This window comes from Leptospira ognonensis, from assembly GCF_004770745.1.
GTDB lineage: Bacteria > Spirochaetota > Leptospiria > Leptospirales > Leptospiraceae > Leptospira_A > Leptospira_A ognonensis.
The window spans coordinates 164,514-187,521 of sequence record NZ_RQGD01000035.1; the positions used below are offsets into that span (position 1 = coordinate 164,514).

Here is a 23,008-nt window from a genome sequence, read left to right on the forward strand (position 1 = left end):
CTTTGAATCTTGTAGAAAGAATAAACGCTGGAGGGAATGATAAAAAGAATAGCCATCTCTCTCATTGGTATTTTTTTCCTTCTACAATTATTTCCTGTCGACAGGTCCACGGCATCAGAGGAGGCTCCCGTCCTTGCGAGTGAGCCTGTTCTCACAATCCTAAGAAAAAGTTGTTATGATTGCCATTCAGACCAAACCAAATGGCCATTGTATTCCTATGTATTTCCCATCTCCCTGTTCCTGAAAAACCACATTGAGGAAGGCAAAGAGGAGCTCAATTTTTCAAAATGGGAGAAACTCAGCCCGAAACAAAAAGCAACAGCCGCAGATAGCATCATTGAGGAGATAGAAGAGCGAAATATGCCCCTTTTTAGTTACACACTCATCCATAACGAAGCTAAGTTATCCGACAAGGAAATTCAAATTCTGAAAGATTGGGCAGAAAAAATAAATGCCTCTTATGAAGAGGAGCCCTAGATGAAACAAAAGAAATTATGGGGTGGAAGATTTGCACAAGCACCCTCATCACTTATGGTTCGCATCGGGGAGTCGATATCTTTTGACCGTGAGCTTTATAAGCAAGATATCAAGGGTTCCATTTCTCATTCAAGAATGCTAAAAAAAATAGGCATCCTTACGAATGAGGAACAAAAAAAAATTGAACGCGGTCTTCTTCAAATACGTGAAGAAATCACATCAGGTACCTTTGTTTTTAAAATGGAAGATGAAGACATTCATATGTCGGTTGAAACTCGCCTAACTGAACTTTTGGGAGATTTAGGAAAAAAACTACATACAGCAAGATCTCGTAATGACCAGGTTTCGCAGGACGTAAGACTTTATCTAAAAGATGAAATTCGAGAGATTCTTGTACTAATGAAACGACTACTGGACACTTGGGTCGCGAAAGCGGAAAACAATGTAGATGTCATGATTCCTGGCTACACCCATTTACAAATTGCACAACCGATTCGTGCTTCCCATTATTTTTTATCTCATTTCTGGGCGAACGTTCGCGATTTTGAAGACTTCTGGAGCGCTTACGAAAGGTCTGACGAACTCGTGTTAGGCTCAGGTGCTTTGGCGGGTGTGAATTATGAGACAGATAGAGAGTTTTTGAAAACCGATTTGGGACTTAATAAAGTTTCAGAAAATTCTATTGATGCGGTGAGCCAACGCGATCACATTCTCAAATTTTTGTTTGCTTCTTCACAGTTTTACATCCATGCCTCACGATTTTGCGAAGAGGTGATTCTCTTTTCCTCTCAGGAATTTTCTTACTTTAAGCTGCCAGATTCACTGACCACTGGTTCTTCCATCATGCCGCAAAAGAAAAATCCGGATGTAGCAGAGTTGATTCGTGGGAAATCGGGAAGAGTGATTGGCGGTTTAAACCACATCTTTCTGATGATGAAAGGGACTCCGTTTGCCTACAATCGTGATTTCCAAGAGGACAAAATTCCACTTTTCGATTGCGTCAAACAGATGAAGCTTGGGCTCGAAGGGATCACTGAGATGGTTGAAGGAGTTCAAATCTTTCCCGCAAATGCCTTAAGGTCTTTGCGTGCTGGATTTAGTACAGCAACTGATCTTGCCGATTGGCTCGTGTTTCAAAAAAAGATTCCATTTCGTACCTCCCATGAAATAGTTGGGGAACTTGTTAAAGTTTGCTCGGAGAAGGGTTGGGATTTGTTTTCAATTCCAACGGCCGAAAGAGCGAAAGTGAATCCAGTTCTTGCAGAGCCAGGTTATGAAGAATCGATTGCCCTTGAAACTTCTTGCGATAAAAAAAATGTCTATGGTGGTACGGCTCGAAAAAGGCAAATGGAGCAACTAAGGGCAGCTAAGCGAAAAATCAAAGAGTTCGAAAAAAAAATCAATATCGTTTTCAAAGGAACTAAAAACTAAACTATGCGATCTAGACATTACTTATCTATAACCCTTTTTATCTTAGGAATCAGCCTGATTTTTATCACTTGTTCCAATAAAAAATTTAAAAAAAATATCTATGAACCTGTCAGTTATGCGAAACAAAATGTGATTGTTAAAAAACAAGAAGGAACCTCCATCAAGCTGCCTGACAAACCCGCAATCTATGCCGTCATGACTACGACCTCGGGGGATATGGTCCTAGAATTGTATGCAAACGAAGCACCAAAGACCGTTCAAAATTTCATTGATCTTGCCCAAGGCGAAAAAGAATTTAACACCGAGAAGGGAATGGAGAAAAGACCATTTTATGATGGTCTTAAATTTCATAGGGTCATTAAAGATTTTATGGCACAAGGTGGTTGTCCGAGAGGTGATGGTACGGGCGGTCCAGGTTATAAGTTCGAAGATGAAATCAACGGCAAATCCTTAGGCTTAGATACGCTCAAAGTAAAAGAAGCACCGTATTACCAGACACAATTGCAAAGAGCCGTTTTATCCGAGTTCAATATCCAATCCCGTCAAGAATTAGAAGAAAAAGGTCAAGAAGTAGAAGCAGCGTACATGGATGCTATGGAATTATCAGCTTTGGAAATTTTGCATCGTGTCGGGTATCGATTCAACGAAGTATTGACGAGTAAAAGACCCGTTAGAGGATCTCTTGCAATGGCAAATGCTGGTCCAAATACGAATGGATCCCAGTTTTTTATCAACCAAGTGGATAATGTGAATCTAACGGGCATTCATACAGTGTTCGGTCAGCTGGTTACGGGTTATGAAGTTTTAGATCGTATCATCGAAAAGGGAAATTTGCAAACCACGATCAAACATATTGCAATCATAGACAAAAGATAATGAGTTACCTTGAAGGTATAGAAACCATCCAGAAGTATACATCTGGTTCCTCTGTGGAGCCAGTTCTCGAATTCATTAGAAACGTAAATCATGATGAAGCGGGATTTTCGCAAGCTCTTGATGAAATTGGCGGTATCAATCGTTATCCAGATACTTTACTTGGTCTTTTGTCATTTATGAGTTTCATTCTTGGACAAAAAAAAAGAGTAAATGATCTCTACGAACAGGCATTGGATCGATATGAGAAACTAAATCAAGAGACAGCAAAAAGGCGACCTACAGAAGAAGAAGCAAAAATCAAAAAAACACTTACTGACTTTATTCTGAAGGTGGAAAAAGTTTTCGAAATCCAAGACCTGACAGATGAGAGCCTTGTGAAAGAATTAAATCGGTTTGTCTCCGAAGCGAATCTCTATGGAATTACAGAAAACGAAGTAAAGAACCTCAAATTGGCAACGAAAACGATTGCGCTCATCGAATCGCATCTTGATAAACATAGGGAAAATTACTATCAGTACAAAAAACTACGTAGCATTTTTGAGCGCCTCATCCGGATTTCCGATTATATACTCGCTGATGCCAAGAGATAGCCTCGAATTTGAGTTATGTCTTAAAAAAACTATTTCAGATTTCTAAAATCTGCCGAAATGAATACTGTATGCGTTCCGCCATCAGAATCATCTTATTATTGGTATTAGCTCTTACGCAGGCTGCCCTGGCCGTCCCAGATCGTGATGCGAGAGGGGATTCGATTGAAAATTTTACGGCCTTACAATCTAAAATTAAAGTGACCTTACCCCAGAGAAATTTTGTAGAAGGGGAACGCATTCCTTTAAACTATTCCATTTTCAATACGGGAAAAGAAGTCGTTAGGTTGTTTCCCGCAGGCGACTACAGATACAGTTTTCAAATCATCATAAAGGATGAGGATGATCGGTTATTGGCGCCAATAGAGGATCCAGATTTCCATGACCCTATACTGAAACGCCGTAATACAATTGTTAATTTGGTTGGAGATGAAAACAAAGAAATCATTCTGCATAAAAATGAATCATTCTCAAAAACGATCTATCTAGATGAATTGTATTCATTTCACCCAGGCCATAAATACTTTGTGACGGGGTATTTTTATCCAAATTATACCGAAGATAAAAAAAGTTTCTTAAGGTCTGAAAATACTTCTTCTTTTCTCTTCCAAAAGGCCAAACGAGATCGTAATTACACACCTTTAGCACAAAACATTGGTGAAACTGGTAAGATTACGCCGGAAGAAACCATTTTTTTGTTTCTAGGGTCAGAAATGAAGAAGAACTGGGAATCTCACTTCAAATGGATTGATTTTTCAGAATATATATTAAATTATGATCGCTTCAGTGGCATGTATGTAGAGAGTCCAGTATCAGATAGAGATTCCGTAGTAGAAGAGTTTAAAGAATATCTAACGACAGCTCCCTCGGGCAATTTAAAATACTTTAAAGTTTTAAATGTCGACTATCCTAGTAAGAATGATGCACGGGTTCAGGTTTATGTAGAACGGATGCAAGGTCGTTTTAAAACAAGATATGAGTATAGCTACTCCATGAAAAAAAACGAGGGCGACCACTTCGGTTTTTGGCAGATTAAGAATCTTTTGGTAAAGGTAAAAAAATGACCGAAATCCTTTCGCAAGACGAAATTGATGCGCTGTTAAATGCCATATCTTCAGGTGAAGTTTCCGAAGATGAATATTCATCCGTTGGTGAACAGAAAAAAGTAAAAATATACGACTTTAAACGTCCTGATAAGTTTTCAAAAGACCAGATACGTACACTTCAGATGATGCATGAGACTTTTGCTCGTCTTGCAACCACGGGACTCTCTGCACAGTTACGTGCCTTAGTTGTAGTTCACGTAGCTTCCGTGGATCAGCTTACTTACGAGGAATTCATACGTTCAATCCCAAATCCAACAACCCTTGCGGTGATCAACATGGATCCGTTGCGTGGTTCAGCCATTCTAGAGATTGACCCTTCCATTTCCTTTACGATCATAGATCGATTGTTTGGTGGTAAAGGTGAGTCATCCAAAGTCAATAGGGAACTTTCTGATATCGAGCTATCTGTAATGGAAGGTATTATTGTCCGGATCCTAGGTAACTTGCGTGAATCCTGGTCTACAGTTATTGATTTGCGACCACGTCTTGGAAACATTGAAACTAACCCGCAGTTTGCGCAAGTTGTTCCGCCCAATGACATGGTGGTATTAATTACCCTTGAGACGAAAGTGGGAGAGGTGGAAGGAATGACCAACCTTTGTATTCCCTATATCACGATTGAACCTATTATTAATAAGTTATCAGCGCAGTATTGGTATTCTTCCATTCGTAAAGGTGAGGTAGATGAAAACAGAGCCGTCATCCAAGAGCGACTGGACCAAGTTAAGATCCCACTCATATCTGAAGTTGGAAGTGTTGATATCAGTTTAAATGATCTAATGAACCTGCAAATGGGAGATGTCATCAAATTGGAGAACACCCCTATTAAAAGTGATCTGACCGTGAAGGTAGGAGATCGAGGAAAATTTAAAGCAACACCTGGCAAAGTGGGCAACCGATTGGCCATTCAAATCGGCGATTCCATTGAAGATATACCAGACGAACTCCTTGGATCAACTCGTTCCGAACAAGAATACTAAATCCAAAGCGGAAAATCCAAATCTAGTGAAGAGATCTGGATTTACATTCTCCTTGATTTTATGTCTTGCGACGAGTGTAGGCATATTTTCACAGCCAAATTCTCCTAAATCGAAAAAGAAAGAAAATACTAAGCTAATCTTACTATCCATCGACGGATTTTTGGGTTCCTACTTTGAATCACCCGAGATTCTCAAGCTTGTTCCGAACCTAAAGGAATTCTCAGAGAGGTCCGCGTTCTCATACCGTATAAAGACTGTTAATCCCTCCGTTACTTATCCCGCGCATACTTCTATGATTACAGGTGTCGACCCTGGAATTCATGGGATTTATAATAACACACCGTTAGATCCTTTTGAGAAAAATGACGGTGGTTGGACTTGGTATGCTGAGGATATCAAAGTTGAGACACTTTGGGATCTGGCTCGGGGTGCAAATAAAACCGTTGGGAATGTTTTTTGGCCTGTTACCGTCGGTGCTGAAATTAAATACAATCTGCCACAGTACTGGCGAAAAAAAATCCCAGAGGATGATAAACTGCTCCGAGCTCTTTCAACGAAAGGTTTACATAGGTTAGCAGAATCATATGTTGGAAGTCCATTAAATGATATGTCAAAAGATCAGGTTAAGTTCCGTACGGCCCTTTGGATGTACGAGTCCTTTCACCCGGACCTGCTTTTGGTTTATACAACAGATCTAGATACAATCCACCACGGATACGGTACCCACTCGGAAAAGGCTAAGGAAAAATTAAAGGAAATCGATTTCGAATTCGGGGAATTTATAAAGTCCTTGAAATTATATGAGAGACGTGACCTTGCCCTGATCCTGATTTCAGATCATGGATTCCATTCAGCAAAACATTCCTGCGCACCAAATCTCTATTTATTAAAAAAAGGATATATCCATGCAGACGAACAGAAGTTTGATTTTATTTTTAAGAGTTCGGGCGGAACGGCTTTATTACTGCCTGGAACACGATCGCCTTCCATAGAGGAGCTTGCGGTCATAGAAAGAGATTTGCTTAGCGAGTGTCCAGGTGCCATTTGGACTTCTTTGGTCGGAAATTCAAATTTGAAATTACAACACCCTGATGCCATTGCCTTGCTTTCAACGAGAGCTCCTCTCTATTTTTCTGGTTCACGGAAAGGGGAAATTTTTTCTGAGTCGAAAACCTCGATACATGGTCACGGGTATGATGCAGAGATGAGAGAAATGGAGACAATCGGCGGTGTGTACTGGAAGGGAATAAAGGACAAAGAAGCTTGGAAACTGGTTACAGTCAAGGATGTCTTCAATCGAGCGAAAGAAATCCTATCGTTAACAAAAAGGAAAAAAAACTAAATGTTTTTTAGCGTTTCCAGTGGATGCATTCCCCTGGGCACTCATCCATTTCTTTTTGGACTTTCTTTTCATCATCCTCTGGAATGACCGCGTCATTAATTGAGGCGCCATCAATATGCGTTTGAGATAGATCTTCTTCATCCATCATAAAATACTTTGGAAAATTATCAGCACATTGGTTGCACGATGTACAATTGTCTTTGTCGACATAGGCTTTTCTCATAAAGATTCTTTCCTTATCTCAGAAATGATTTTATAATACAAAATAATGCTTACGGAAACGAGTGTGACCAGATTGGCAAGAATGATTGGAAGATTGGAGAGAGCAATACCATAAATCAACCAGAGTAAAACTCCAATCCCTTGTAAGATATACATGTTCCTTGATATATCGCGTGTTTGTCGAGTGAGGATCACGCGTAATACTTGTGGTAGATATGAAAGAGTTGTCAATATCGCCGCAAGATATCCGATTAAAATTTCCATTACTTATCTCTGTATTCTCTTCGAACCACTGTCTTGACGCCGCCGCGAACGTTATAATCTCCAACGACCTTTAGCGAGTACGGATCAACGGCAGCGACTAAATCTTCTAGAACTTTATTTACAACATTCTCATGAAAAATGCCTACATTTCTAAAGGCTAAAAAGTACTCTTTGAGGGATTTTAGCTCCAGGCATTTCTCTCTCGGGGAATACTCGATAAAAATTTGTCCAAAATCAGGGAGACCTGTTTTGGGACAGACCGCTGTAAATTCGGGAATGGTGAACTCAATGGTATACTCTCTGCCTGAATAGACATTTTCGAACCATTCGATTTGGGGAGTCTTCCATTCTGGTATATGGTCTTGTTTGTCCTCATAAAGGGAGGCAGATTTTTTTTCCGACATTTGTTTACCGTAGTAATTGCAAAATTATTTTGGAACCATCCCATGAAAAGTGATAAAAAAATTGCTGTTATCGATTTCGGAGGGCAATACGCCCATCTCATCGCCTCCCGAGTCCGCAGGCTCGGTGCCTATACGGAGATCGTTTCGAATGAAGAATCGATAGAAAAGTATAAAGAGTATTCTGGGATCATTTTATCAGGGGGGCCTTCGAGTGTTTATGAACCTGACGCACCCTTGCTTCCTGATGCTTTTTTCGAGTTAAATAAACCGATTTTAGGAATCTGTTATGGGCATCAATTATTGATGCAGAAGTTAGGTGGTGAAGTTATTTCTTCCAATAGCAAGGAATATGGGCCAGCATCCTTACATCTGTTAAGAAATGAATCTTCGCTTTTGACTGCTGGTGTCAACGACCAAACAATCGTTTGGATGAGTCATGGGGACGAGGTGACGAAGTTACCACCGGGATTTTCTGTGAAAGGAGAATCTGAACATTGCCGTTATGCCTTTGTTTCCAATGAAACAGAAAAAAAATATGGGATTCAATTCCATCCAGAGGTGACCCATTCGATTGAAGGTGGAAAAATCTTATCCAATTTTATCGAGATCTGTGGTGTCGCAAATACCTGGAATCTAAAATCCTTCCTCGACCAAGAAATCGCAGTATTGCAAACGAAAGTTCCAGTTGGGAAGAATGTCTTTTTACTTGTCTCTGGTGGCGTTGATTCCTCTGTCGCCTATCTCTTGCTTGCCAAAGCTCTCGGCAAAGAAAGAGTGAAGGGACTGCTCGTGGACACTGGTTTTATGAGAAAAAATGAGGTTTCAGATTTAAAAGCAAATCTAAATTCTATGGGGTTTGATTTGACCGTTTGGGATGCGAGTGAAGCATTTTACTCCGGCCTGAAAGATAAATCCGAGCCAGAAGAAAAAAGGCGTATTGTGGGAGATTTGTTTTTATCCGTGCAAGCAAAAGCGGTAGAATCCATGAAACTTGATAGCGATAATTGGATCCTCGGGCAAGGTACAATCTATCCAGATACCATCGAGTCTGGTGGCACGAAACATTCCCATAAAATCAAAACCCATCACAATCGAGTGCCTGCCATTCAAGATTTGATCGAAGCAGGCAAAATTGTGGAACCTATAGCAGATCTTTATAAGGATGAAGTAAGAGAGCTTGGGAAAATGTTGGGTCTCCCAGACTTCTGGATCGAGAGACATCCTTTTCCTGGTCCAGGACTTGTCGTAAGGATGATTGCTTCCAAAGAGAATCGAGGGGAGAAGATTTTACCTAGACTAGAGGCTCTGTTAACTTCGAGAAACAAGCCAGTGGGTGCGGGCGTGTTGCCCATTCAGTCAGTAGGTGTCCAAGGGGACCAAAGAAGTTATGCACACGCGGCAGTGCTGAGTGATCCTGGAAAAAGCTGGAAGGAGTTGGATGAGATATCAATTTTGATCACCAATAGCATCAAAGAACTAAACCGAGTTGTTTTTATGCCAGGTGTATCCCAGTTACCATCAAGATTTGCATATACCGAATTGAAAATGGATCAAGCTCATGCCGATCTCTTGCGGGAAGCGGATGCGATCGTAAATCGGATCATCTTTGAGAAAAAAATCCATAAGGAAATTTGGCAGATGCCTGTGGTTCTCATACCTGCTAGTTTAAAAGAAGGAACATACGGAATCGTTTTGCGACCTGTCGAATCAAGAGAAGCGATGACAGCCAATTTCTATGAAATGGACATCTCCATCCTTTCTGAGATTTCAGCGGAGATCTTAAAGTTAGAAGCAATCACCGCTGTGTTTTATGATCTCACGCACAAACCGCCAGGTACAATCGAATGGGAATAGTTTTACGGTAATAGAAAAAAAAGAAGAGCCATTGTGCCGATGGCCATTTCAGGAAACCTTCGATCGAAAAAACTCTTTGGTTCTTCGTTCGGATTTTCCTTGTTTGTCTCTGGTTCAGATTTCGAAAACATTCGTTTCCAGATACTAGGTTTTTCAGCTTGTGTTTCTTCCCAAACGACAGGCGAGGTAACAATCGAAATATCTTTGGTTTTTAACATCTGCTTGGTGCCATTTTTTGATTCGATAATGGTCTCTAATCTTCCGTTAGGTGTCGTTTTCACGTTGTCAAAAATCTCATTTGTTTTTATGACTGTAACTTTATCTGCCTGTAAGCTTCCCACAGACATGAGTATCAATAATAATAAGTAATTAGCTTTTTTCATATTGTACAAAGAATCCCAAAGCCCGGATTCTAAAATGAAAAACTGTGCAGAATTATTACAATCTCGTTAAAATCTTCGCTCGCTAATTCCATTTGACAGTGAGGTCTCCCATTTTAGCCTATCCAAAGTCCTATAAGGCGTCGTGGCCAAGTGGTAAGGCATGGCTCTGCAAAAGCTTGACCGCCGGTTCGAATCCGGCCGACGCCTCGATTGGATCTGATTTCCCTTGACCCACAAAGTAGGGTAAAAATCATAACTATTGTATTTTGCCTGGATGGTGGAATTGGTAGACACACAGGACTTAAAATCCTGTGGGAGTAATCCCGTGCGGGTTCGATTCCCGCTCCAGGTAAGAATCGAACGAATGCCAGACTAAAAAATGATCGCGACCCGTAAGGTGCTTAAATCATTTTTCCGAGGACACGAAGTCCGAGGTGACGAGCTGGCCGGGCTGAAATCGAAAAGCCAGAAAGGCCGAAGCTTGAAGCGATTCCCGCATCAGAGAATAGGAGCAATCCAAATTGTATAGCAATGTGTTTTCTCTCAAATCTTAGTGACAGACTCCTCCATTAATCATCTAATCGTTGTAAAGACAAGTCAGATAGGTCTGTCAAACCGAGATCACCTTTCCTTGAGAAAACAATTATGAGAACGAATCCACCTACTGATTCATTTTTGCAGATCACTTCTAAAGAACTTTTGAGTCGATCGGCGGGCATCATCCTTCAAAAAGAAGGGCTCACCATTATGAAGGCGATTGAGGCTCAGAGTCGGAAATCAAACTTTGATTCTGGTTCTCTCTTCCAAGCAACAGAAGCCTCGTTTGATAAATTGAAAATTGCAACGGAACTGGCTTATGATCAGCTCTGGGAATTGATCGATTTTGGGATCGTTACGCAAATGTTCGAAATCAGATTGAACAAAACATCGGAGGCAATGGAGCTTGTACCTTACGTTGTCTCGATTCCTGAAGATTTGCCTTCTTTAGAAGATGCATTTCACAGATTGCTCAATCGAAGCGTCAGTCAAATCAAGAACTATGTGCTAGAAAAAAAATCATTAACTGAGGATTTATGGAGACTCATTTTAGTAAAAATTTCAGATCCGGAATACATTAAAAATTTTAGCGAAGGTGATGATCTTTTTCATTGGACTGATACAAAAAAATTCCCGTTTAGTCCTTCAAAGGCGATGCTTGTAGAGGCAAGAGAATTAATCTTAGATGGTCTCTCAAGGGAAACACAATTACTTGTGATTCCCAAAATAGGCTTTTATTCCTTAGTAAATTCTCAAATTAGTAACTTACTCGTGATCGCCTATGAATTGTTTATTGCTAAAATCGAACCGTTAGTACGCAATTTTGATCTGGGATTGCAAGATCGCTTAGAAGAAATTGGAAGAGAGGATGCAGAAAACTTAATTGCCGGACCTTTAGACGAAATCTTACAAATCAAAACAAGAATTAATCTGTATCTTGCCTACGAACCAATGCTTCGAGAAAAGGGATACTTCCAATACATATCCATTATGAACCAGTTGTGTGGACTTGCGGAGAAAGAGGTAGAGGCTGCAAGAAAAGTCGACCTAGAGAAACTTCTTCGCGGCTACTTGACCATGCTTGAGAGTACTTTAGATTTTGATTCCAGTTTTCTTCGATTGAACATCGAAAGAGAAGATAGAAATGAAATTGAAGTCATTGACCTTTTACGTAAGAACCGTGATGTCCTTTCTGCCGTTTGGCATGATGAGGATAATAAGGTGGCTATTTTCGCACTAAAAAACATCCAAAAACTCATCGAAATCAACAACCAAATTTATAATCACTATCGCTTCACAACTAAATTCATACTTTATTTTAAAGCCCTTATCGAATTCAACGAACCTGACATTAAAGCCATTTTTAAAGATGAGGATTTCCTAAAAACTTACGGCAAAAATTTAGAGGCTGTATATTTTCACTATATCCCATGGTATTATAGAATATTTTACTACCTGAATATAGATCCAATTACAAACATCGGTTACTCGAAAGCGAAGTCAATTATCTCTTATGGCCAAATGGAAAGAGAAATAAAATATAAAGCAAGACGTGAAAATTATTTTAAAAGAAAATTAAGAGAGAAACAGGAACGTATCGAGAAAGAAAAACGAGTCCAACATAAAAGAATATTAATTCAGGCGATTGAAGAAGCTTTTTTTACTAAAAATACAATTCCCACATTAGAATGGATTCTAGGTAACTATCCGATATTTTCACCTCAGTTGATCGAAAAGATCATCCAGGATTTTGCATTCTTAAAATATCCAAATAAAGGTATATCTGATGATACTATCTTGCTTTTTCCGAATTCGCCGGAATTTGGAAAGAGATATAAGCGGTTAATGGATGAGACCAATGCTCGTCTGAGAGAAGACAGTGAAACAAATGAACCCATTAAGGCAAAATTGATTGAGATTCGCAGTTTTCTTTCAAACGTAAAATTGGTAGAATCTTAATGTTCTTAGAAGACTGATAGATGTATCGAATTCCGAAATCATAAAAATGCAATTCATCATTTTTCTTTAAATTCAAAAGAGGAATCGTAATCTGATTCTTTCCACTAACGAAAGTTCCAGTGAATTTCTTTAGCACATGTTCACTATGTGCTTTAAAGGCTTTGTCCTGGTCAAAAGCGTCTCTGAATCTCACTTCGATTTCGTAGCGAATAGGATGCTCTGCGTCGGTTCTTTGTTTCGGAATCTCAATGATGAGAGACAAAGGTTCCTCTCTTCTGATTGGATTCTGATCAAAATTTGTTTTATGACTTAAACATCCCTCTAGTTTAAAATAGTAATCCTTACTTTCTAGAGAATTTAGATTTTGATTGGATCCGTTGATCGTAGTCTGAGCCAAGGGATCGAGAAAGTTTTCTGAGGTTCTGGTTCTATGCACAAACATCGATTTTTCATGGAAGCGAGTGAAATAGAGAATGGAAGAAATAGATAGGAAGAGCGGTATCAAAACGAGCGATATCGATTTTTTTGATAGAGTAAATATTTTAAAATCGAATAAGGAGGTAATAGCAAGTAAAGGTAAAAAGGTTTCATCATCCAGAACGAAACATTGAAACATCCCACCGATAAAGATCGCATAAATCCCTAAATAGATTGTTTGATCCTTTCCAGTTCGTATGAGTTTATCTACGATGGCAATCCAAAGAATTATAAATGCAACGGCCGAAATCAGACCTCCTAAAATTGAAAAATGTAAAAAATCATGATGTGCATGTGACTTAGGTGTGATGAAAATTTCATAATACAAATAAGGATTTTCTTTTATCAGCGGAACATATGAAGCCTCGAAGCCATTTTTATAATTTCCTGCACCGATTCCAGTCAAAGGATGGATTTCTATCATTCTCAAATTTGCTTTGTGAATCCAAATTCTTTGATTCTCGAGCGTCTGTTTTGCAAAGAGTTGGGTGATGCTTCTTTGGAATAGCCAATTGTGCTGATAGAGAATGGCGATGAGACCAAATAAGAAAGTAAATACCATGATGGTCTTAAATAAATATTTCCGCAGATAAGATAATTTTTCTTTAAAATTTGAAACAAAAAGTAAAGCAAGAAGGAATCCAAGCCATATCGAACGGCTTTGGTTTAATAAAAGCAATACGATTGCAATCAAGGAAAGAAAGGAGTAAGTCAATCTTGCTTTTAACAACCGAGAACTCGGTTTACGAATCCGCAAGAGGCGAAAGGTTTTATAAAATAAAGAAGGAAAGAATAAGATTAGAAGTGCACCGTAAGTTAGATGGGTATTTTGAAAACCGATCGGTAAAAATAAGGAAAGGTCCAGATCCTTCCATAAAAAAATTTGATGAGGCAGTCTTTTGCCTTCAAGGTATCTAAAGCCATCCATGACGAAACTAGAGAGTCTGTATGGAAATAAGGTAGAAAGGATGCCAGTAAAAATAAATAGCAGAGCTGAGACAACGAGCAATTGTTTGACTCTCATTTTTTGATATCTACTAAATCCTTGAGCAGGAAGAATCAGTAGCGTCATCCAAATATCACTAAATTCGGAATGAGTAAGTAACTTCATCCAACCAGTATCGCTTGTAAGGTAACCAAAACAGAGGGGAAGGAGAAGGGAGGCATACATGGCCAAGAAGAACCAAAAAATAAAGGGAAAATCCTTGAATTTTGGGACTCGCAAGCTAAAGTAGCTTAGGATAGAAAAGATCGCAAATCCTTGAGAAACCGTTACTGAAAATGGTACGGAAAGTAAGAAAATGCAAAAAAAGATAAAATCTAATTGGTTAAATATTTTTATCTTCATGAGAGCAAGTGAAAACAGGATATGTCTTCGTGTCTACTAAACCAATGAGAAAACTATCAGTTGCCATCATAACCTTTAATGAGGAAAAGAACATCCTTGATTGCATCCATTCCGTAGAATCGTTTGCGGATGAAATCATCATACTTGATTCTTTTAGCACCGACAAAACAAAAGAATTAGCATCTAGCATAAGCAAAGTTAAGTTTTTTGAAAATCCTTTTTATGGTCATGTAGAGCAGAAAAATTTAGCGATCTCACATTGCAAAAATGAATGGATCCTTTCTTTAGATGCTGACGAGAGAGCAGATAACGTTTTACAAACTGAAATTATTAATTTTCTTTCTAATTCTGAGGATGAATCAACCCAAGGATTTCAGATCGCACGCTTGACCTACCACCTTGGACGATGGATCCGCCATAGTGGCTGGTATCCACAAAGAAGATATCGCCTATTCAAAAAACAATCAGCAAAGTGGGTAGGTGAGAACCCTCACGATTTTATAGAAATCACTGATTCAAAATTTGGGAAAACGATGAAGGGAAATATACTTCATTATAGTTTTTCGGATTTTTCGCACCAACTAACGACAATTAATCAATTTTCTTCAATTGTTGCGTTTTCTCGGTTTTCTAAAGGGCAACGCTTTTCTTTGATTAAATCAATACTAAAACCTCTTGGGAAATTTGTGGAGATATATGTTTTTAAATTTGGTTTTTTGGATGGAATCCCTGGTTTATACATCGCACTCTCTTCTAGTTTTTCTACATTTTTAAAATATGCGAAGATTTATGAATTAGAAAAGGGTGTGATCGAGAGACCATCTAATATCAGAAAAGACTATGGCAAAAAATAAAAAGAAATCCTTTTGGAAACGAATCACCTCTTCATTGTTTTCTAAAAAACAGAGTCAAGTAGAGAATAGTGCCAGAAAAAAAGTTCCTCAAAATTTTCACATCGAATGGAAAAATGCCTCAGCGAAATGGAGTCAATTTCTATTAACTAAACAGGTGACTCAAGGACTCGTCGTGGAGCGTTCTGGATACAAGCTTCATAAAACAAATGAGAAACTTTTTCGTTTGGAAGGTGCTGATTTTTCAATTTTACTTGCCACCGGAAACACACTTTATCCTGGGAAAGATGGAAAAATTTCGGGCATTCTTTTTGTGGACGAAGGCAACTTAAATTTAGCAATACAATCAGATCACAACAAATTAGAAAGTTTTCTTTCTCGTTTGGACCTGCCTAAAGCAGATATGGAGTTTCAGTGGAAGATGGAAACTACAAATGATTGGCGAGTGATTTTAGAATGGGAGAAATTTTGGAAAGAGCAACTGATCCTACAACTCTCAGCAAATACAATGGCATTAGCCATCCTCTCGATAGGCGAAGAATTAAAACAATTTTTTGAGTCTAATGCAACAGAAAGGCAGATTTCCCTCGTTCGAGATGAGTTTTTCTATGTGAATCATGGTAAGACAGGGAGGTCTTATTCTCCTCATGGCAAAAATAAGAATATTTTCGAATTTGGAAAAGCGATGACCGAATTTTCTGAAAAAATAGAATTCATTTCAAACAAAAGAGAGAAAGAGCATGAAACATAAAGAAATGATCGAACAAACGATCAAGGAATCGATAGACGTTAAATCTAAAGTTCTTGAGACTCTCCTCCCTGCAATCGAAGAAGCAGGTGCGTTATGTGTAAACGCATTAAATGAAAAAGGCATATTATATTTTTGCGGGAATGGAGGCTCAAGCTGCGATGCTTCCCATATCGCCGCAGAACTCGTGGTTAGATATAAGGGAGGAAATGAGCGCAGGGCCATTCCTGCACTTGCACTTAATTCCGATCAGGCGGTGCTCACCGCATGTTCCAATGATTATGGGTACAATCAGTTATTTAAAAGACAATTAGAAGCTTTTGGAAGAAAGGAAGACCTTTTCGTAGGGATTACCACCTCAGGAAATTCTGAAAATATCATTTTAGCACTTGAAGAAGCAAATCGTATTGGAATGAAATCAATACTGTTACTTGGTGGAGATGGTGGCAAAATCAAAGGAAAGGCAACCTGTGAAATCATTGTTCCGTCCGGAGTTACCGCTCGAATCCAAGAATCTCATATTTTGATCGGGCATATCCTTTGTAGCATCATCGAAAAAGACCTTTTCGGATTGGATTGAAGGACTCTGGAGACTCTCGTATCCATCCGTCATGCGAATCTTTTTTCGCATAACAAAATACAGATTTGGAATGATTTATCCTTTCGGTTAGAACCGAACCAGATTCACTGTCTGATCGGCGAGTCTGGTTCTGGAAAAACGACTCTTGCCTACTCTCTTTTTGGCATTCTTCCCGAGGGTTGGAAATGTAGTTATGAGGAATGGTCGGTCCTCGGAAATTCTCTCCCTGCGATGGCCGAAAGAATCAAGAAACAGGGAAACGCTCGGTCGATCTTTTTGGTTCCCCAAAATCCAAATCTGGCATTCCATCCATACCGAAAGCTGGGCGAGCAGCTCCAAGATTTTTTCCGTTATACCTTAGGAGAAACATTTGATAAAACTAAGGTTTTAGGTCTTTGGGCAGAGATGGGGATCAAAACGGACAAAAATATTCTGAATCGCCTTCCCGATTCTTTCTCGGGAGGTGAAAAACAGAGAATTTGCGTATCACTTGCCATCCTTGCCAATCCCAAAATTCTCGTATTGGACGAACCGACGACAGGCCTAGATGCCGCAACGGAAAAATGGGTCCTCCACCAAATCAAACGCATGGCAGGTGCAACGGGTTGTGCTGTGTTTTTTATTACTCATGATTTACGAATCGTCGAAAGTCTGGCCTCTGAGATTACGATAATGAAAGAAGGGAGTATCGTGGAAACGATCTCCATTAAGGAAAGAAAATTTGAACCCAGATCAGAATATGGAAAAGCTTTGGAAAAAGCGCGCCGGATGTTCGTTTAAAAGAACAATTTTCATATTCCTTACCTTATTCCTTTCTCTCGAAAATGCCGCAGAATCCAGATATGAAATATTGGACTTTGATACGAGCCTTTATCCACAAGTCACAGTAGAAATGAAAGCGCGCGAAAATCTATTCGGCAGAGAGACGGAAGTATTAATTACAGAAGATACGGGTACTGCAAAGAAAGTAGCTACAGATTATAATCTCTCCGTGCATTCAGAACCTTATCCTGTGCATATCTACCTCTCCATTCCCAGTTACACGGATTGGGAGGAAAAAACATGGCTATTACAATTTTCGCATAACATGGCAAGTATTGTTGAAAAATCTAAGGGAAAATTTTATCTAAATGTCCAGTCAGATGATCAGTTTATTTTCTATGAAGGTATCCCATCTAACAAGTTAAGTCCATCCTTCTCTCTTCCTAAAGAAAGACAGCCAAAATTTCCCATGCGATCATGGGAAAAGGTGATTCAAAAAATGAGGGCGGATGATCATCCAAATAAAATCCTGATAACTGTTAGTTTGCACTCTGATTGGGAAGATAAATTTCGAATTGCCGAGTTTTCTAAGAAAGTGATTTCAGAAAAGATTAGTTTTTTTGTCGTTGCACCAAATAGTTTAGAAACAACGAAACTCGCGAGTTATGTAAACGGAAAGTTTTTCCCCATTTCAAGCGAAGAAGGACTCTCAAATCTTTACAAAGAGCTTACATTTGCGACGGCACCGAAAGTGAAGTTGGTTTATCATTCACCTTGGAATTTTTCAAACTGGGCTTACAATCATCTACTTGTAAACATTGTTTTTGGCGAGGAAAAATCTCTGGAATTCAATTATGAAATTTCAGCATTCAGAACCATATATCAGAAATTTATAGATCCTTTTGTTTTTTATCCTGTACTTTTCTTTTTCATCATCCTTTGTTTTTCTATTCTTTACTACCTTCGGGGATATGAGGTGTCCAAGGGCAAACCTTCCAGTATCCCGTCATTAGAGATAGAAAGCAAAATAAAAAAAGCTACTGACTCGCCGGATCAAACGAGGAATCGAAATGAATTAGAAGTTTATGAAAGAGTTTACGGTGAATTCGCCGAGAGAACTAGAGAAAATGAAATCGTAACACAATATCTGGAAAGAGATGAAGTTGCTGGAGAATTGTACCATACTTGTGTTTTGATCTTAAAAGAAGGAAGGTCACAAGGAGAACAATTTCACATCAAAGACGAGGAAACCCTCATCGGTCGCGGGGAGCAGTGCGATTTCATTTTGGAAGATCCCTATGCGGAAATGATACACGCTAAAATCAAAAAGGTGAGAGGTCGACATCTTCTTTTTGATTGCGCTTCCTCCGCGGGTGTGCTATTAAATAATAGAAAGCTTTTGAGACCAAAGGCTCTTCATGATTTGGATGAGATTCGAATAGGAAAGACGCTGTTCTCTTTTAGAGGTAGATAAATGCTCGGTTCAATTTCGAAAGGCAAAAAAAAACTGTTTTTTCATCTTCTACTTCAATTGATTCTCGTTTTCGTTTTATTTTGTAAAAATGAAGACTCAGATACGGCTACAACAACTGCCTCACTTCTTGCAGCAGAGACTGGCGCGGATGGCTGTACGATTGCTGGGATCTCCAATCAGATCAAGGCTGGATATACGAACGTTTCCACAACCTCTCAAAGTGTCCAGACGCGCCAAGTACAAGACACATTCTATGCCATCGTGCAGGTGAAAGGCGCTCAGATCGGAACAACTGTTATCTTCAACCAAGCCGTTTCCCCAAATATTTATGTTTCTACAAGTTGTCCATTAAATTTAGATTCAGATGCTTTGGCAGTGGTCGGGACTGCCTATTCGATCTCGACAGTTGGAAGTACAACAACCATTAGTTTTTTGCAAGCGAGCAGTTATCTCATTTATATGTACAGTCGAACCAATTACCAAACCGCGGGGCTGACAGTCATTACAGCAGGTACGGCTCTTTCGACCGTATCGGATTCCGCCTTAACGGATTTGCTGAACGGTTCTTCATCGACCACTTTTAAATTCTCATGCGATAATAGCTCCTCTACAGGCATTTGCCAGAATTACTATGGAGCCTTTACAGACTGTCTCTCTGGGGGGACGAAACAAACGACCAAATGCACGGAAACCAATGTTCTCGGTTCCTGTAAATATACGTCTTCAAGCATCGGAACCATTGTAACGGTTTACACGTCGCCCATCATTACAAGTTCAACATCAGCCCAATCTCTCTGCACTTCCGGCACATACCAAAGTGGGACGACCGTCCAAACCCCTTAATTCCTAACTTTTTTCATTCAAATTCTCTGGACGCTCTACCCCTAGTACGAGGTATGACTTATGAAGGGAGAGTGTCCGAATGAAAACAATGTTTGAGAAAATTTGGAATGATCATTTGGTAGATGAAGAGGACGGTACTTGTATCATCTACATCGATAGGCATCTCGTCCACGAAGTAACCAGTCCACAAGCCTTTGAAAGTTTAAAACTGACAGGCAGAAGCGTGAGACGACCAGACGCAACTTTTGCGACTATGGACCATAACGTTTCCACGCGAACGAAGGACCTAAGTAAGATCGATCCGATTGCTGTTTTACAGATGAAGACTCTGGAAGACAATTGCAGGGAAAATCACATCAATTTATTTGACATCAATCATCCAGACAACGGCATTGTTCACGTTGTCGCACCTGAATTAGGAATCACTCATCCAGGTATGACAATTGTTTGTGGGGATTCTCATACAGCGACGCATGGCGCATTCGGGGCACTTGCTTTCGGTATCGGTACATCGGAAGTCGAACACGTACTAGCAACCCAAACCTTGGTTCAGAAAAAACCAAAAACACTTGAAATCCGAGTCGATGGAAAGTTATCACCTCTCGTTTCCGCAAAAGACATCGTACTCGCAATCATCGGAAAGATCGGCACAGACGGTGCGACTGGTTATGTGATTGAATTTACAGGCGAGGCGATCCGTTCCCTATCTATGGAAGGACGGATGACCATTTGCAACATGGCGATTGAAGCCGGTGCCAGAGCGGGACTCATCTCCCCTGATGATACAACCATCGCCTATATCAAAGGACGTGATTACGCTCCGAAAGGCAAGGACTGGGATCTTGCAGAAAAAAAATGGAGATCTTACGCATCCGATGCGGGTGCTCAGTTTGATAAAACAGTTATTTTAAATGCAAGTGAGATTGCACCAATGGTGAGTTGGGGAACATCTCCCGGACAAGTTGTACCCGTGACAGCAACCGTTCCTGGACCTGCCGATTTCTCAGATCCAATCCAAAAAAAATCTGCGGAATCTGCACTTGCTTATATGGATTTGCAAGCAGGGCAAAAGATATCGGATATCAAGGTAAATAAAGTATTCATCGGTTCCTGTACGAATTCACGAATTGAAGACCTACGGGTTGTTGCTGCTACAGTGAAAGGCAAGAAAGTCCACTCGGCAGTAGAAGCAATCATCGTTCCTGGCTCAGGCCGGGTGAAACGCCAGGCAGAAGAAGAAGGTTTGGATCAGATTTTTCTCTCTGCAGGATTCCAATGGAGAAATCCAGGATGCTCGATGTGCTTGGCAATGAATGATGATGTCCTTTCGCCTGGGGATCGATGCGCCTCTACTTCAAACCGAAACTTTGAAGGAAGACAAGGAAAGGGAGGTCGCACGCATCTCGTCGGACCTGCCATGGCAGCAGCAACTGCCATCGAAGGTCATTTTGTAGACATTAGGGACTGGAAATAGGTACGAATTATGAAAGCATTTACAACTCTCAAAGGCATCGCAGGACTGCTCGATAAAGCTAACGTGGATACAGACCAAATCATCCCGAAGCAGTTTCTACGAAAAATAGAACGTTCTGGTTTTGGCCAGCATCTCTTTCATGATTGGAGATTTTTGGATGATGCAGGAAAGGTTCCGAATCCCGATTTTATCCTAAATGCTCCCCGATACGAGAATGCCACAGTACTTGTCACTCGCGATAATTTTGGTTGTGGTTCTTCTAGAGAGCATGCCCCTTGGGCACTAGAAGACTACGGCTTTCGTTGCATCATTGCACCTTCGTTTGCTGATATTTTCTATAATAACTGTTTCAAAAATGGTATGCTCCCAATCGCACTGGGAGAAGACAAGGTGGATGAGATTTTTAAAACCATTGATGCAAAGCCTGGTGCCAATCTAACGATCGATTTAGAAAAACAAACCATACACACCGACGAAGGGAAAGAGTATTCCTTTGAGGTCGATCATTTTCGAAAGTACTGTTTACTGAATGGGCTCGACGATATTGGACTTACGATGAAAAAGGCAGAGAAAATTCAAAAATTTGAAGAGAAAAATCAAAAAGAAGTTCCCTGGTTGTATCCAAAGGTAGTATAATCAAAACATGAAACACATGATCCCTTATTTAATGATAGTATTCAGTTTTGCTTCTCTAATTGCAGCGGACGAGCTTCAGATCCAAGATACAAAAGTAGGCTTGGGCAAAGAGGCCTTACGTGGAACGGTAGTTACAGTTCATTACACTGGTAAACTCACAAATGGAAAAGTTTTCGACTCCTCTGTAGATCGTGGTGAGCCCTTTGTTTTCAATTTAGGTGCAGGACAAGTGATCCAAGGATGGGAAAAAGGCATCGTGGGAATGAAAGAAGGTGGAAAGAGAAAACTCACTATTCCTCCTCAGATGGGTTATGGTGCTAGGGCTGTTGGACCCATTCCTGCAAATTCTACTTTGATTTTTGACGTAGAGTTACTAAAAGTAAAATAATAAATGTTTGATCCAATCTCGAAGGGTATTGATGATTTTGGGAATAGCTTATTGCAAGCTTTGAACAACGTACAAGGTTTGTTTGGAAAGGAGCTTTCTGTTGTTAACCCAATCAAGGACAATATCCTTCAACTGATTGGAAACACACCTCTCATACGCCTAAATCGAATCGGATCTGAGTATTCTGGCATTCATTTTTATCTTAAGGCTGAGTTTTTGAATCCTACGGGTTCGGCTAAAGACAGAACGGCTCTTGCAATGTTTATTGATGCGGAACGCAGAGGAAAAGTTCGGAAAGGAATGTCCGTCGTTTTATACGGAGCTGGGTCTTCTTCGATCAGCTTTTCATGGATCGGCAAAATCAGGCAATACCCCGTCTATTGTTTGGTGCCGCTTTCGACTCCTCCCGAACGGATACAGCTGTTAAGAAGTTATGGTGCGGAAGTTACGGTAACAAGTGTTTCAGATACGAGTGTGCTTTTTGATTTGGCCATTGCAAAGGCTCAAAAAGTAAATGGTTGGATTCCCGATGAAGCAGCGAATCCGGCCAATCCGAATTTTCATTTTAAAACGACAGGTCCTGAGATTTGGCGAGACCTCCAAGGTAAGGTGGGAGCAGTGGTTTCTGCACCTGGTACTGGTGGTGCCATCACAGGAATTGGACGATATTTAAAATCACAAAATTCTAAAGTGAAAGTGATTCTGGCAGGAAAGCAATCTTCACCATTTTTGCGTTATGTGAAAGCAAAAACTAAAAAAGAACAGGATGAAATTTCTCTTCCATCCGTTTATGATTCTAGATTGATTGATGGAGCCTTCCCAGTGAGTCCTGAAGAAGCATTACACCTTCAAGCGGATCTTTATGATAAAGAGGGTATTTTTGCGGGACTCACTACGGGAACAGTAATTACCGGCGCACTTCGTTTTTCTGAAACCATCAAAGACACTCTTGCCAATGAAAGAGATCCATTTAACATTGTCATCCTTTCTCCGGATAGAGACTAG

General features: G+C 40.0%; 24 protein-coding genes and 2 tRNA genes. 21 read left to right on the plus strand and 5 right to left on the minus strand.

Features of this window, described 5'->3' with window-relative positions; all coding sequences use genetic code 11:
- Positions 1-36: 36 nt before the first annotated feature.
- The 7 genes from EHQ58_RS13745 (at position 37) to EHQ58_RS13775 (ending at position 6,799) form a co-directional block, all read left to right on the plus strand.
- On the plus strand, positions 37-477 hold the full coding sequence (locus EHQ58_RS13745) for a heme-binding domain-containing protein (protein WP_135624475.1): 441 nt from the start codon (positions 37-39) through the stop codon (positions 475-477).
- Complete coding sequence (argH, locus tag EHQ58_RS13750; protein WP_135624476.1) at positions 478-1,908, plus strand: argininosuccinate lyase; 1,431 nt, start codon at positions 478-480, stop codon at positions 1,906-1,908.
- A 3-nt stretch (positions 1,909-1,911) separates the two neighbouring features.
- A complete protein-coding gene (locus EHQ58_RS13755; protein ID WP_135624477.1) occupies positions 1,912-2,784 on the plus strand; it encodes a peptidylprolyl isomerase in 873 nt (290 codons plus the stop codon).
- Positions 2,784-3,374, plus strand: a complete 591-nt coding sequence (locus EHQ58_RS13760) for a hypothetical protein (protein WP_135624478.1) — start codon at positions 2,784-2,786, stop codon at positions 3,372-3,374. Before EHQ58_RS13755 ends, EHQ58_RS13760 begins: the two co-directional genes overlap by 1 nt.
- 68 nt (positions 3,375-3,442) lie before the next feature.
- Entirely contained in the window at positions 3,443-4,435 is a 993-nt protein-coding gene (locus EHQ58_RS13765; RefSeq protein WP_135624479.1) for a hypothetical protein, read from the plus strand.
- Positions 4,432-5,457, plus strand: coding sequence for a flagellar motor switch protein FliM (gene fliM / locus EHQ58_RS13770; protein WP_135624480.1), 1,026 nt, complete (start codon positions 4,432-4,434; stop codon positions 5,455-5,457). The genes EHQ58_RS13765 and fliM overlap by 4 nt, the downstream gene beginning before the upstream one ends.
- Entirely contained in the window at positions 5,426-6,799 is a 1,374-nt protein-coding gene (locus tag EHQ58_RS13775) for an alkaline phosphatase family protein (RefSeq protein ID WP_167883638.1), read from the plus strand. Before fliM ends, EHQ58_RS13775 begins: the two co-directional genes overlap by 32 nt.
- A 7-nt stretch (positions 6,800-6,806) precedes the next feature.
- On the opposite strand, the gene EHQ58_RS13780 is transcribed toward EHQ58_RS13775, so the two are convergent.
- From EHQ58_RS13780 to queF, 3 genes are read right to left on the minus strand one after another with little or no spacing between them, the layout of a single operon-like run.
- Positions 6,807-7,022, minus strand: a complete 216-nt coding sequence (locus EHQ58_RS13780; RefSeq protein WP_135624482.1) for a ferredoxin — start codon at positions 7,020-7,022, stop codon at positions 6,807-6,809.
- Positions 7,019-7,285, minus strand: a complete 267-nt coding sequence (locus tag EHQ58_RS13785; protein ID WP_135624483.1) for a SemiSWEET transporter — start codon at positions 7,283-7,285, stop codon at positions 7,019-7,021. Before EHQ58_RS13785 ends, EHQ58_RS13780 begins: the two co-directional genes overlap by 4 nt.
- Complete coding sequence (queF, locus tag EHQ58_RS13790) at positions 7,285-7,689, minus strand: preQ(1) synthase (RefSeq protein ID WP_135624484.1); 405 nt, start codon at positions 7,687-7,689, stop codon at positions 7,285-7,287. Before queF ends, EHQ58_RS13785 begins: the two co-directional genes overlap by 1 nt.
- Before the next feature lie 42 nt (positions 7,690-7,731).
- On the opposite strand from queF, the gene guaA reads away from it, so the two are divergent.
- Positions 7,732-9,543 carry a glutamine-hydrolyzing GMP synthase gene (guaA, locus tag EHQ58_RS13795; protein WP_135624485.1) on the plus strand — a complete coding sequence of 604 codons (1,812 nt, stop codon included), beginning with the start codon at positions 7,732-7,734 and terminating at the stop codon, positions 9,541-9,543.
- A 2-nt stretch (positions 9,544-9,545) separates the two neighbouring features.
- Here guaA and EHQ58_RS13800 read toward each other — a convergent pair whose 3' ends face one another.
- A complete protein-coding gene (locus EHQ58_RS13800; RefSeq protein ID WP_135624486.1) occupies positions 9,546-9,926 on the minus strand; it encodes an LIMLP_04285 family protein in 381 nt (126 codons plus the stop codon).
- A gap of 136 nt (positions 9,927-10,062) precedes the next feature.
- Between EHQ58_RS13800 and EHQ58_RS13805 the strand changes: the two genes are divergently transcribed.
- From EHQ58_RS13805 to EHQ58_RS13815, 3 genes are all read left to right on the plus strand, one after another.
- A tRNA-Cys gene (locus tag EHQ58_RS13805) sits at positions 10,063-10,133 on the plus strand.
- 61 nt (positions 10,134-10,194) lie between these two features.
- Positions 10,195-10,278, plus strand: a tRNA-Leu gene (locus tag EHQ58_RS13810).
- Between the two features lie 293 nt (positions 10,279-10,571).
- Positions 10,572-12,422, plus strand: coding sequence for a hypothetical protein (locus EHQ58_RS13815; protein WP_135624487.1), 1,851 nt, complete (start codon positions 10,572-10,574; stop codon positions 12,420-12,422).
- On the opposite strand, the gene EHQ58_RS13820 is transcribed toward EHQ58_RS13815, so the two are convergent.
- The gene (locus tag EHQ58_RS13820) at positions 12,361-14,247 is read right to left on the minus strand and encodes an O-antigen ligase family protein (RefSeq protein WP_135624488.1); all 1,887 of its coding nucleotides are present in this window, start codon (positions 14,245-14,247) and stop codon (positions 12,361-12,363) included. The two genes, EHQ58_RS13815 and EHQ58_RS13820, sit on opposite strands and share 62 nt — an antisense overlap.
- 44 nt (positions 14,248-14,291) lie before the next feature.
- On the opposite strand from EHQ58_RS13820, the gene EHQ58_RS13825 reads away from it, so the two are divergent.
- The 10 genes from EHQ58_RS13825 to EHQ58_RS13870 all read left to right on the plus strand — a co-directional run bounded on the left by EHQ58_RS13825 (position 14,292) and on the right by EHQ58_RS13870 (position 23,008).
- Positions 14,292-15,101 carry a glycosyltransferase family 2 protein gene (locus EHQ58_RS13825; RefSeq protein ID WP_135624489.1) on the plus strand — a complete coding sequence of 270 codons (810 nt, stop codon included), beginning with the start codon at positions 14,292-14,294 and terminating at the stop codon, positions 15,099-15,101.
- Positions 15,088-15,849 carry an LBBP_01157 family protein gene (locus tag EHQ58_RS13830; RefSeq protein WP_135624490.1) on the plus strand — a complete coding sequence of 254 codons (762 nt, stop codon included), beginning with the start codon at positions 15,088-15,090 and terminating at the stop codon, positions 15,847-15,849. The genes EHQ58_RS13825 and EHQ58_RS13830 overlap by 14 nt, the downstream gene beginning before the upstream one ends.
- Positions 15,839-16,426 (plus strand): SIS domain-containing protein, encoded by a 588-nt coding sequence (locus EHQ58_RS13835; protein WP_135624491.1) that lies wholly within the window; start codon positions 15,839-15,841, stop codon positions 16,424-16,426. Before EHQ58_RS13830 ends, EHQ58_RS13835 begins: the two co-directional genes overlap by 11 nt.
- A 63-nt stretch (positions 16,427-16,489) precedes the next feature.
- Positions 16,490-17,206 (plus strand): ATP-binding cassette domain-containing protein, encoded by a 717-nt coding sequence (locus EHQ58_RS13840; protein WP_135624492.1) that lies wholly within the window; start codon positions 16,490-16,492, stop codon positions 17,204-17,206.
- Positions 17,148-18,662 (plus strand): FHA domain-containing protein, encoded by a 1,515-nt coding sequence (locus EHQ58_RS13845; RefSeq protein WP_135624493.1) that lies wholly within the window; start codon positions 17,148-17,150, stop codon positions 18,660-18,662. Before EHQ58_RS13840 ends, EHQ58_RS13845 begins: the two co-directional genes overlap by 59 nt.
- Entirely contained in the window at positions 18,663-19,505 is an 843-nt protein-coding gene (locus EHQ58_RS13850) for a hypothetical protein (protein ID WP_135624494.1), read from the plus strand. It abuts the gene before it with no gap.
- A 79-nt stretch (positions 19,506-19,584) separates the two neighbouring features.
- Complete coding sequence (gene leuC, locus EHQ58_RS13855) at positions 19,585-20,979, plus strand: 3-isopropylmalate dehydratase large subunit (protein ID WP_135624495.1); 1,395 nt, start codon at positions 19,585-19,587, stop codon at positions 20,977-20,979.
- A gap of 9 nt (positions 20,980-20,988) precedes the next feature.
- On the plus strand, positions 20,989-21,615 hold the full coding sequence (leuD, locus tag EHQ58_RS13860) for a 3-isopropylmalate dehydratase small subunit (RefSeq protein WP_135624496.1): 627 nt from the start codon (positions 20,989-20,991) through the stop codon (positions 21,613-21,615).
- Positions 21,616-21,646: 31 nt separating this feature from the next.
- Positions 21,647-22,003 carry an FKBP-type peptidyl-prolyl cis-trans isomerase gene (locus EHQ58_RS13865; RefSeq protein WP_425460489.1) on the plus strand — a complete coding sequence of 119 codons (357 nt, stop codon included), beginning with the start codon at positions 21,647-21,649 and terminating at the stop codon, positions 22,001-22,003.
- A 3-nt stretch (positions 22,004-22,006) separates the two neighbouring features.
- Positions 22,007-23,008 (plus strand): PLP-dependent cysteine synthase family protein, encoded by a 1,002-nt coding sequence (locus EHQ58_RS13870; RefSeq protein ID WP_135624498.1) that lies wholly within the window; start codon positions 22,007-22,009, stop codon positions 23,006-23,008.

Bases quoted from the DNA above. Each gene is read 5' to 3' on its own strand.
- EHQ58_RS13865 (WP_425460489.1), top strand. From the start codon at position 21,647: ATGATAGTATTCAGTTTTGCTTCTCTAATTGCAGCGGACGAGCTTCAG.
- EHQ58_RS13765 (WP_135624479.1), top strand. From the start codon at position 3,443: ATGCGTTCCGCCATCAGAATCATCTTATTATTGGTATTAGCTCTTACG.
- leuD (WP_135624496.1), top strand. From the start codon at position 20,989: ATGAAAGCATTTACAACTCTCAAAGGCATCGCAGGACTGCTCGATAAA.
- queF (WP_135624484.1), bottom strand. From the start codon at position 7,689: ATGTCGGAAAAAAAATCTGCCTCCCTTTATGAGGACAAACAAGACCAT.
- EHQ58_RS13800 (WP_135624486.1), bottom strand. From the start codon at position 9,926: ATGAAAAAAGCTAATTACTTATTATTATTGATACTCATGTCTGTGGGA.
- EHQ58_RS13825 (WP_135624489.1), top strand. From the start codon at position 14,292: ATGAGAAAACTATCAGTTGCCATCATAACCTTTAATGAGGAAAAGAAC.
- fliM (WP_135624480.1), top strand. From the start codon at position 4,432: ATGACCGAAATCCTTTCGCAAGACGAAATTGATGCGCTGTTAAATGCC.
- EHQ58_RS13815 (WP_135624487.1), top strand. From the start codon at position 10,572: ATGAGAACGAATCCACCTACTGATTCATTTTTGCAGATCACTTCTAAA.
- EHQ58_RS13835 (WP_135624491.1), top strand. From the start codon at position 15,839: ATGAAACATAAAGAAATGATCGAACAAACGATCAAGGAATCGATAGAC.
- EHQ58_RS13760 (WP_135624478.1), top strand. From the start codon at position 2,784: ATGAGTTACCTTGAAGGTATAGAAACCATCCAGAAGTATACATCTGGT.
- EHQ58_RS13850 (WP_135624494.1), top strand. From the start codon at position 18,663: ATGCTCGGTTCAATTTCGAAAGGCAAAAAAAAACTGTTTTTTCATCTT.
- EHQ58_RS13785 (WP_135624483.1), bottom strand. From the start codon at position 7,285: ATGGAAATTTTAATCGGATATCTTGCGGCGATATTGACAACTCTTTCA.
- leuC (WP_135624495.1), top strand. From the start codon at position 19,585: ATGAAAACAATGTTTGAGAAAATTTGGAATGATCATTTGGTAGATGAA.
- EHQ58_RS13830 (WP_135624490.1), top strand. From the start codon at position 15,088: ATGGCAAAAAATAAAAAGAAATCCTTTTGGAAACGAATCACCTCTTCA.
- EHQ58_RS13755 (WP_135624477.1), top strand. From the start codon at position 1,912: ATGCGATCTAGACATTACTTATCTATAACCCTTTTTATCTTAGGAATC.
- EHQ58_RS13780 (WP_135624482.1), bottom strand. From the start codon at position 7,022: ATGAGAAAAGCCTATGTCGACAAAGACAATTGTACATCGTGCAACCAA.
- EHQ58_RS13745 (WP_135624475.1), top strand. From the start codon at position 37: ATGATAAAAAGAATAGCCATCTCTCTCATTGGTATTTTTTTCCTTCTA.
- EHQ58_RS13820 (WP_135624488.1), bottom strand. From the start codon at position 14,247: ATGAAGATAAAAATATTTAACCAATTAGATTTTATCTTTTTTTGCATT.
- EHQ58_RS13870 (WP_135624498.1), top strand. From the start codon at position 22,007: ATGTTTGATCCAATCTCGAAGGGTATTGATGATTTTGGGAATAGCTTA.
- guaA (WP_135624485.1), top strand. From the start codon at position 7,732: ATGAAAAGTGATAAAAAAATTGCTGTTATCGATTTCGGAGGGCAATAC.
- argH (WP_135624476.1), top strand. From the start codon at position 478: ATGAAACAAAAGAAATTATGGGGTGGAAGATTTGCACAAGCACCCTCA.